This is a genomic window from Campylobacter concisus (genome assembly GCF_002913865.1).
In the GTDB taxonomy this organism is placed as follows: domain Bacteria; phylum Campylobacterota; class Campylobacteria; order Campylobacterales; family Campylobacteraceae; genus Campylobacter_A; species Campylobacter_A concisus_AM.
In genome coordinates this window covers 18,341-27,044 of the sequence record NZ_POYX01000076.1, presented here as the reverse complement: position 1 = coordinate 27,044, position 8,704 = coordinate 18,341, and the positions used below count along the sequence as shown (strand labels likewise).

Sequence of the window (8,704 nt, the reverse complement as noted above, 5' to 3'; positions counted from 1 at the left end):
GTCGTAGTCGTTGGCTGTGAGGGCTTTAGCATATTTGGCAAGAGCGAGCTAAATTTAAAGCTAGCTAGAAATTTAAACGCTCCTGTTTTTGACGAAAATGCAAGCGAGCTAAGGGCGTTAAATTTAAACTCAAAGCTTCTAATAACTGATAAATTTGATGAAATTTTAAGCTATGAGCACGAGATCATTACGCCATTTAAATTTCAAAGCTTGCTTCTAAAAAGAGCCAAAGCGGCAAACAAAACGGTCGTTTTGCCAGAGAGTGATGACGAGAGAATTTTAAAAGCGGCCCACATCGTGCTAGAAAAAGGTGCGACAAATATCATCTTGCTAGGGCTTGAGAGCGAAATTTCAAAAAAAGCAGCCACTTTGGGGCTAAATTTAAGCAAAGCAAAGGTGCTAAACCCAGTACAAAACGAGCTGAGCGAAGAGTTTGCAAAGAAAATTTATGAGCTAAGAAAACATAAAGGCGTCGATGAAGCCAAGGCAAACGCGCTTGCAAAAGATAAAATTTACTTTGCCACGATGCTAATACATGAAGGCATAGCAGACGCACTTGTAAGTGGCGCTACGATGAGCACGGCTGATACTATCCGCCCAGCCCTTCAGATCATAAAAACAAAGCCAAATGTAAGCGTGGTAAGCGGGGCATTTTTCATGGCGCTTGAAGAAGAAATTTTACTCTTTGCAGACTGCGCCGTCACGCCAAATCCAAGCAGCGATGAACTAGCTAGCATCACGCTAAGCAGCGCTCAAACAGCAAGTGCTTTTGGGCTTAGCCCAAAGATCGCTATGCTAAGCTACTCAACAGCTGATAGTGGCAGCGGGGCTGACGTGGAGTTTGTAAAAGAGGCTGCCAAAAAGGCGAGCGAGCTTGATGAGAATTTAAAGATCGCAGCGCCAATTCAGTTTGACGCGGCGGTTGATCTAAGCGTGGCTAGTAAAAAGATGCCAAATTCTGATGTCGCTGGGCAGGCAAATGTATTTATATTTCCAAATTTAAACTGCGGTAACATCTGCTACAAGGCAGTTCAGCGAAGCGCAAATGCCCTAGCTGTGGGGCCGATACTTCAAGGGCTAAAAAAGCCAGTAAATGACCTAAGCCGCGGCTGCCTCGTCGAAGACGTGGTAAATACCATCTTAATAAGCGCGATACAAGCAGGAGAGTGATATGAGAATTTTAGTTTTAAACTCAGGTAGCAGCTCGATAAAATTTCAGCTTTTTGATATGCAGACAAAAACGAGCCTAGCAAGTGGCCTAGTCGAGCAAATCGGCAGCTCTAGCTCAAGGGCGGTGCTAAAGGCAAATGGCGAAGTTTATGAGGTAAAACGCTTCATAAAAGATCACCACGACGGACTTGAGGCGATGAACGAACTCTTTACCACATCGCATACACTGCACGATCTAAGCGAGCTTGACGGCATAGGACACAGGATAGTTCATGGTGGCGAGAGCTTTTTTAGCTCAATGATCGTTGATGAGAGCGTCATCAAAAAGATCGAGGAGATAAGCCCACTTGCCCCACTTCACAACCCAGGGCACCTTGCTGGCATCAAAAACGCGATGAAAGAGAGTAAAAACGTGCCTCACGTAGTCGTTTTTGATACAGTTTTTCATCAAAGTATGCCAGAGTACGCCTACCGCTATGCCCTACCCTACGATGTTTGCAAGGCTCATCACATCAGAAAATACGGCTTTCATGGCACATCACACAGATATGTCTGCAAGCAAGCAGCCAAAATGCTTGGCATAGAGTTTGATAAATTTAACGCTATCTCACTTCACTTAGGCAACGGCGCCTCAGCTTGTGCTGTGCAAAATGGCAAAAGCATCGACACCTCGATGGGTCTTAGCCCACTTGAAGGGCTCATAATGGGCACAAGAAGCGGCGATATGGACCCAGCCGTAGTCATTTACCTGCTAAATATCGGCGTTTTAAAGTGGAACGAGATCGATAACTTCTTAAACAAAAAGAGCGGACTTTTTGGAATTTGTGGCTCAAGCGACATGAGAGAGGTCGTAGCTAAGATGCAAAACGACGAGCGCGCAAAGCTTGCCTTTGATATGTTTTGCTACCGAGTGAAAAAGTATATCGGCTCATACTACGCCATTTTGGGGCGCGTTGATGCGCTTATATTTACTGGTGGCATCGGCGAAAATGCGCCAAATACAAGGCAAAAAATTTGTGATGATCTAAAACATCTTGGCATTCACATCAACCACGAGCTAAATTTCAAAGACATGCGAGGCGAGAGATGCATAGATGAAGAAGGTGCTAAGATAAAAACGCTCATCATCCCAACCAACGAAGAGCTAGAGATCGCCATAGAGACAGCCAGAGTGATAAAAGAGAGAACGCTTTAAGCATGAAATTCCCGCTTGACTGCAAAGATAGTTTTGAAAACTCATTTATATTTTGGCTAACTCGCTATGTCAAATTTAAACTTAGCTCACTTTCAAACAAGGAGCTAAGAGATCCAAAGGCGCTTGCAAGTGTAAATTTTGCCCTAAGCCGCGAGATAAAAAACATAGAGCAGCTTGATGGGCTGGTAAAAAGCGCTAGAAATGCAGGGCTAACTGGCATAAATACCTACTTTAACCCGCTTAAAAAGATATATGAGACGATGAAATTTTATGAGCTTAGCAGCCTAAAACAGATAGATGAAGAGTTGCTAAGTGAAATTTTAGCAAGCACAACTGGCGGACTAAGTGATGCGAGCAAGAAAAACTACAGAATTTCAGTGATAAATTTCTTTGCCTTTTTAGACAAGCAAAATGAAGAAGACGGCAAGGCTCATGTTTTTGATATAAATTTAAAAAACTGGGGCGGCGTTAGTGGCAACAAAGGGCAAAAGCTGCCTGAGTTTATGGGCGAAGAGGAGGTTAAGAAATTTCTTGATGCGATCGAGCAGAGCGACTTTAAGCAAAACTCAAACCGCAACAAACTCATCATAAAGGTCATTATATTTACTGGTATCCGTGTGAGCGAGGCACTAAATTTAAAGAGAAAAGATATCACAGAGGACGGCGATCTTTTTATCATTAGAATTCGTGGCAAAGGCAACAAATACCGTATCGTAATGATAAAGCGCCACCTTATAGAAACTCATCTAAACGCGATCGCCATAAACTACATCAATAAAGAGGGCTATCTTTTTATAAATAAAAAAGGCACGAGGCTCACGCAGGCTTATGTTAGCCGCATAGTGGAGCAAATTTTATTTAAAGCAGGTATCAGAAAAGAGAAAAATGGTGCTCACATGCTGCGCCACACCTTTGCAACAATGCTTTATAAAAAGCAAAAAGACCTTGTACTAGTGCAAGAAGCTCTTGGGCATGCAAGCCTAAATACCTCACGAATTTACACACACTTTGATAGTGATAAGCTAAAACTAGCCGCCAAAGTGGCTGAGGATCTGGCAAACTAGCTTAAATTTAGATCAAAATTTATTCATTAATAGCGAGAAAAACGCAAATTTATCATTTTACCACCGCAAAGCAAGCTACCAAAGGGACTTTGCTTCTCTCTAAAATGCTAAAAAATTTGTGATAAAAGGCTTGTTAAGCTAGTGGGTAGCTATCTTAAATTTAAAGTCATCTATATTTGTCTTTTGGGTGGGTAGCTTCGTCTTTGGAGTGCTTGACATAAACCGCTTTATGACGGGACAAATTTAGCTTAAAGCCCAAGCAATCCAAAGGCAACCGCCTATACACTTTCAACTTTATAACGAGGCAAATTTGGCTTGGAGCACTAAAACTAGCCATTTTTCTAGCCCACGCCGTCCTTTTTATAGTCATAACTGGTGCGACACTTGACGCAGTTACAAACGTTGTAAACGAATATCTGCAAAATGCCATTAGATCAATCGGAGTAAAAAACTTTACAGTTGGTATCTTGGGTGTTGTCGCAACCATTTGATGATTATCCATCTTTTTAACCAGTAGCGCAGTGAGAAAGCAAAATTTAGAAAAAATTTTAAAACCCACAGGCAAAGCAAGCCTAAATACTACTTTGCCTCGCGGTATAAATTTAACCCTGCTTATATAAAAAGTGCGTAGTTTTAACGCAAGATGTGGCTTGTCTTTACAACTCTTTTAAATGAGCCACCTTCGTAAAGGTAGCAAAATACTAGGCATTTTGAGGCTATTTTTGCATGGACTGTAAATTTAAATTTTAATGATTTGCTCTTTGAAGGTAGCGAATTTTATAGCGAGGCGATTAGATTTTTCAAAGAAATTTTAGGCGTAAAAGCTATGCAAAAGCACGAAAACGAGCTTGAAAAGATAGAAAAACTTAGTAAATTTAAAGAGTTTAAGATAGCCATAAAAGACAGACTGCCAGCAAATTTAAGCACATACAAGGCAAATTTTATAGAGCTAAACGCCAAAATGCCTTGTGGATATGATCTTTTAAAAGCTAACGAAGAGCTAGCTTGCAAGCTTGCTAGTAAGATAATTTTTGCTGCATTTGATAGTGGGGCTGATTTTTTACTAGCTAGTAATGAAGCGGAGTTTTATATCTTTGACACGCTAGCAAAAAAGCTTGAGAAAAGTGCCAATAGAAGCTTGCAAGACTTTTATGTCCTAAGAGCGAGCGAGCTAATGGCGCTTGAAAATAGCGAGATACCAAGTGGGCTAAAAGAGCATGTTTTGAAGGTAGCCATTATTTAGACTTGCCTAAATTTAACATTGCAAAGCCAAATTTAAAAGCTTTAAATTTTACTTTTTAGCCCTCTCTTTTGGCTCTTCTACCGTTTTATTTGCTTCTTGCTCTTTAAACTCTTCAAAAAGCTCATCATACCTAGCCTTGGCATTTTCGTATACGCCAGATGGCAAGGTGATATTTAGATCGTCCTTTAGGCTTAGTACGTCATCGCAGGCGTTTTGATAGCCAAGGTCGCAGCTTTTCATAAAATAACTCACGCCAAGCTCGATATTTGAGTGCTTTTTAAGATCTCCATCCATCTGCTCGTTTATCTCTTCATTTACAAACATATCGCCCAAAGCCTCGCACGAAAGCACATCTTTTTGTTCGCAACCATCGTAAAAAATTTCATACGCAGTTGCGTAGTCTCCGACATTTAGTGCCTCATTGCCCCTGTCATAGTCATCGATGTCAAAACCTGAGGCTAAGCTTAAGATTAAAGCTAAAAAAACTATCTTTTTCATATAAAACTCGGTGCGTCGTTTGAAAATAGTATAAGATCGCCAGCATGCGTGTTTTGGGCTAAAATTTCTTGCATTTTGTTCTTGTCCTTTAGGATGATGATCTTTGGCTTTACGATATGTTTTAGCAGAGTTTGGGCGTTTAGCGAGCTTGTGATGATGACGAGATCAAAAATTTCATTTATCACTTTGGCTAAATTTGCATTTTGCTCTGCATCGCTCTCGACGATACCAGGCGTTAGCAGCACTTTTCTGCCAGCGTAAGTGCTTACAAGCTCGTAGCTTGCGCTCATGCCTGAGAAATTTCCATTAAAGCTATCATCGATTATCAGCTTGCCACCAGCCTCGATCTTGCTTAGGCGGTGCTCGACGTTTTTCATCTTAGATAGCGCACTATTTATCGCCTCATCGCTCATTTTTAGGTATCTTGCCACCTTGATGCAGACGGCTAAATTTGTAGCGTTAAATTTACCAAGAAGCGGCGAAGCGTAGCTTTTGCCATCAAGCGTAAATGAAATTCCATCTAAATTTGCGTTTATATCTTTTAGGCTCTCATCGTAAATTTCTATATTTTCGCTTGGCTCTTTATTTGTCGAACTATGTAAAAATGCCCTTTGCAAACGAGCGCTTTGCAGTGCTTCAAGCTTAGTAGCTCGGATATTATCAAGCGTTTTAAAATACTCAATGTGTTGCGCGCCGATCTCGCCAACGATGACGATTTGCGGATTTAGAAATTTAGTGATCTCTAGGATGTCGCCCTTTAGCCTAGCACCTGCTTCAGCGATGTAAATTTGTGTTTGCTCGCTTAAATTTTCGTTGATATCTTTAATAATGCCAGCCATTGTATTTACGCTGCGAGGCGTTTTATAGCAGGCAAAGCTATCTTTTAAAATTTCAAATAAGAAATTTTTGATGCTCGTTTTGCCATAGCTTGCGGTGATCAAAATGATCTTTAGCTCTTTGTTTGCGCCCAGTTTTTTAAGCGCCTTGTTTTTAAAGCCTTGAAATTTGATCTTTTCTAAAATTTCACTAAAAAATAGGCTCACGACCAAGACAAAAAGTGGCATAGGAGCCAAAAATGCCTTGTGGATGATGAAATTTAAAGCGTAGTTTAATATGATAGCGCAAGCAAGGATCACAAAAAAGTGCTTGATCCTACCAGTAAAGACTAGCTTTTTATCAAGTTTTTTATGCCACAGATAAAGAGCTGGCAAAAGCGCAAAGTAAAAATAGATAAAAAACCACTTGCCAGTCGTGTAAAACAGCACCAAAGGCACTATAAAGAAAAATACGTGCCAAGCGGGCTTTGTGAAGTGAAAGAGCACGCGCTCAGGCCTATATGAAAACCACTGAAAGCAAGTAATCACATAAAAAGCAAGCGCAAAGATAAATAAAACTGTGCTTATGCTTAAAAATATACTCATCTTATCTCCTCGATCCCGCTCTCATCATCATCTAAAACGACATTTTTTGCTTCATTTAGCTCAAAATTTATCCCTTTTTCTATCTCGTCACTTATAAATTTGGCGTGAAGCAAAAAGAAAAAGTGATCGCCACCGAGTGGGAAAAATGAGCTATTTTTGATAAGTCTATCTATGCTCTCGCCGCTTGTTACAGGCGTTGCCTTGTCGTTTTCTCCCCAAAATATAAATGCCCTGCCGCTAAAGTCAGCAAAATGCTTTGTAAAATCCTCATCAACAACGTTTTTTAGGGTTTCATACATCACTCTGCTCATGCCGCTCACATCTTTTGTAGCAAAGAGTTTGTAAAATTTACCAAAGCCAAATATCTTTAAAATTTTAAATATCGCTATCTTTGCTCGCACGATAAATGGCTTTTTGACAACTATACCAGCCGAGCTTAAAAGCACTAGATATGGCGGTTTTAGGAGTGTTGCGACCTTGCCGCCAAAGCTATGTCCTGCGATGATGTCTGGTTTTATGCCAAGCTCAGCGCATAAATTTGCAACGATTTTTGCGTAGTCGCTTGTTTTTAAAGGCTTAAAAATGGAGCTTTTGCCAAAGCCTGGCATATCGATATAGACGTGGCAAAACTCGCTTAGATATGAGCCAAAAGCCTTTTTCATTATCTCTTTATTGGCACCCCAGCCATGCAAGAAAAGCACTACTTTTTTGCATTTTGGATTTACTACTTCGTAGCTGATCTCGTACTCGTCTGAGCCGTATTTTACTGCTCTACTCGCCATCGTTTTCTCTCTTTTTAGCAGCGTAAATGCTCTCAAGCACGCTTACAGCCTCGCAAAGGCGCTCGTACTCCTCCATATTTAAAAGGACAGCTTCAAATTTATTGTTTTTAACGATGACAGCGCGCTTTAGCTCGCTAGCTCCCACACGTGAAAGCACTGAGCTAAAATTTCTAACCACCTCGGTTGCTGTATAAATTTCATCTTTTGTAAAAGTTACCATTGTCGCTCTTTATGTAAAATTTTACGTAAAATATCACAAACTACTTTATATATCGCTAAATACTAGAGCTTGCCGCTACCTTTTACCGAAGTGATAGAGTTTATAAATTTATAATCAATCTTTATCTCACGCTCTTTTGGAAGTGAGTTTGCAAGGGCGTTTAGCGTGCTCTCAAAGTCCTCAAATAGATAGTTTGCAAGGCTGCCTGGGTTTGGGTTAATCTCGTTTAGATAGACCTCGTCATCTATCACGAAAAAGTCGCATCTAATGATCGCTCCGTCAAATCCACAATCATAAATTTTAGAAAAGTTAAATTTAAGCTTTTGCTTTAGCTCTTCAGAAATTTCGGCCTCTTTTACCTTATTTTCATTTGAAAAACTTAGATATTTTTGCTCGTAGTCAAGAAATTCTTTCTTTTTTGGCTCTTCGACGATAGAAAATTTGATCTTTCCATCGATCCTGCAGCCTGCAAGGTTATACTCTTTGACGCCTTTTATAAAGGGCTCTACTAAAACATCTTTGTCAAATTCAAACGCAACGTCTTTTGCGTAGGCAAGCTCGCTATCATCATGCACGACGCTCACGCCGATGCTGCTGCCTAGCCTTGCTGGCTTTAATATAATAGGATAGTGAAATTTTGGCCCACTTTGACGAGTTAGCATCTCATAGTCAAGCGCCTTTACACCAGCCTTTTGCGCTAGAAATTTAGTAAGCTCTTTGTTGTAGCTAAGCGCGCTTGCTTCAAGCCTTGGACCTATGTATTTGACCTCGTAAAAGTCAAAAAGTGCCGCTATCTTGCCATCTTCGCCGTCCATGCCGTGGATCAAATTTATAATGACGTCACATTCAACTTTGTTTGCGCCAAAAAGCGAGTGCGCGTAAAAGCCGCCCTTTGCCAAAGATAGCTTCTTTGAGTTTTTATATTTGCCAGAGCTAAAGAAATTTGCTCTCATATCTTTTTGCTCAATCAGGTAAAAGTCCCTGTTTGCATCGCAAAATATAAATTTTAGCTCCTGTTTTAGGACGTTTTTTAAAACTATTGCGCTTACTATGCTTATCTCATGTTCAAAACTCTTTGCCCCAAATATCACGCCTAAATTCATCTTTTTTA

Annotated in this window: 10 protein-coding genes; 4 read left to right on the top strand and 6 right to left on the bottom strand. The window is 40.4% G+C overall.

Translation table 11 applies throughout. The features are described from left to right. The 3 genes from pta to CYP77_RS05075 form a co-directional block, all read left to right on the top strand. A partial coding sequence (gene pta / locus CYP77_RS05085; protein WP_103599706.1) for a phosphate acetyltransferase occupies positions 1 to 1,170 on the top strand: 1,170 nt, incomplete at its 5' end. 1 nt (position 1,171) lies between these two features. Beyond that, a complete protein-coding gene (locus CYP77_RS05080; RefSeq protein WP_103565657.1) occupies positions 1,172 to 2,365 on the top strand; it encodes an acetate kinase in 1,194 nt (397 codons plus the stop codon). 2 nt (positions 2,366 to 2,367) lie between these two features. Then, a complete protein-coding gene (locus CYP77_RS05075) occupies positions 2,368 to 3,429 on the top strand; it encodes a tyrosine-type recombinase/integrase (RefSeq protein ID WP_103565660.1) in 1,062 nt (353 codons plus the stop codon). Between the two features lie 166 nt (positions 3,430 to 3,595). Here CYP77_RS05075 and CYP77_RS09975 read toward each other — a convergent pair whose 3' ends face one another. Then, positions 3,596 to 3,931, bottom strand: a complete 336-nt coding sequence (locus CYP77_RS09975; protein WP_141090558.1) for a hypothetical protein — start codon at positions 3,929 to 3,931, stop codon at positions 3,596 to 3,598. 252 nt (positions 3,932 to 4,183) lie between these two features. On the opposite strand from CYP77_RS09975, the gene CYP77_RS05065 reads away from it, so the two are divergent. After that, positions 4,184 to 4,672 carry a hypothetical protein gene (locus CYP77_RS05065; RefSeq protein ID WP_181001408.1) on the top strand — a complete coding sequence of 163 codons (489 nt, stop codon included), beginning with the start codon at positions 4,184 to 4,186 and terminating at the stop codon, positions 4,670 to 4,672. A gap of 48 nt (positions 4,673 to 4,720) precedes the next feature. Here the strand turns inward: CYP77_RS05065 and CYP77_RS05060 are convergent, their stop codons facing one another. From CYP77_RS05060 to CYP77_RS05040, 5 genes are all read right to left on the bottom strand, one after another. After that, positions 4,721 to 5,170: a hypothetical protein gene (locus tag CYP77_RS05060; protein WP_103565665.1), complete on the bottom strand. Its 450-nt coding sequence runs from the start codon at positions 5,168 to 5,170 to the stop codon at positions 4,721 to 4,723. Then, a complete protein-coding gene (locus tag CYP77_RS05055; protein ID WP_103565667.1) occupies positions 5,167 to 6,591 on the bottom strand; it encodes a Mur ligase family protein in 1,425 nt (474 codons plus the stop codon). Before CYP77_RS05055 ends, CYP77_RS05060 begins: the two co-directional genes overlap by 4 nt. Then, positions 6,588 to 7,373: an alpha/beta fold hydrolase gene (locus CYP77_RS05050; RefSeq protein WP_103565669.1), complete on the bottom strand. Its 786-nt coding sequence runs from the start codon at positions 7,371 to 7,373 to the stop codon at positions 6,588 to 6,590. Before CYP77_RS05050 ends, CYP77_RS05055 begins: the two co-directional genes overlap by 4 nt. Then, complete coding sequence (locus CYP77_RS05045) at positions 7,363 to 7,593, bottom strand: type II toxin-antitoxin system Phd/YefM family antitoxin (protein ID WP_002942153.1); 231 nt, start codon at positions 7,591 to 7,593, stop codon at positions 7,363 to 7,365. Before CYP77_RS05045 ends, CYP77_RS05050 begins: the two co-directional genes overlap by 11 nt. A 62-nt stretch (positions 7,594 to 7,655) precedes the next feature. After that, positions 7,656 to 8,696, bottom strand: a complete 1,041-nt coding sequence (locus tag CYP77_RS05040; RefSeq protein WP_103565671.1) for a D-alanine--D-alanine ligase — start codon at positions 8,694 to 8,696, stop codon at positions 7,656 to 7,658. Between the last annotated feature and the right edge of the window lie 8 nt (positions 8,697 to 8,704).

Excerpts from the sequence above, each read along its gene's own strand:
- CYP77_RS05050 (WP_103565669.1), bottom strand. The coding sequence starts at position 7,373 with ATGGCGAGTAGAGCAGTAAAATACGGCTCAGACGAGTACGAGATCAGC.
- CYP77_RS05040 (WP_103565671.1), bottom strand. The coding sequence starts at position 8,696 with ATGAATTTAGGCGTGATATTTGGGGCAAAGAGTTTTGAACATGAGATA.
- CYP77_RS05075 (WP_103565660.1), top strand. The coding sequence starts at position 2,368 with ATGAAATTCCCGCTTGACTGCAAAGATAGTTTTGAAAACTCATTTATA.
- CYP77_RS05080 (WP_103565657.1), top strand. The coding sequence starts at position 1,172 with ATGAGAATTTTAGTTTTAAACTCAGGTAGCAGCTCGATAAAATTTCAG.
- CYP77_RS05055 (WP_103565667.1), bottom strand. The coding sequence starts at position 6,591 with ATGAGTATATTTTTAAGCATAAGCACAGTTTTATTTATCTTTGCGCTT.
- CYP77_RS05045 (WP_002942153.1), bottom strand. The coding sequence starts at position 7,593 with ATGGTAACTTTTACAAAAGATGAAATTTATACAGCAACCGAGGTGGTT.
- CYP77_RS05060 (WP_103565665.1), bottom strand. The coding sequence starts at position 5,170 with ATGAAAAAGATAGTTTTTTTAGCTTTAATCTTAAGCTTAGCCTCAGGT.
- CYP77_RS09975 (WP_141090558.1), bottom strand. The coding sequence starts at position 3,931 with ATGGATAATCATCAAATGGTTGCGACAACACCCAAGATACCAACTGTA.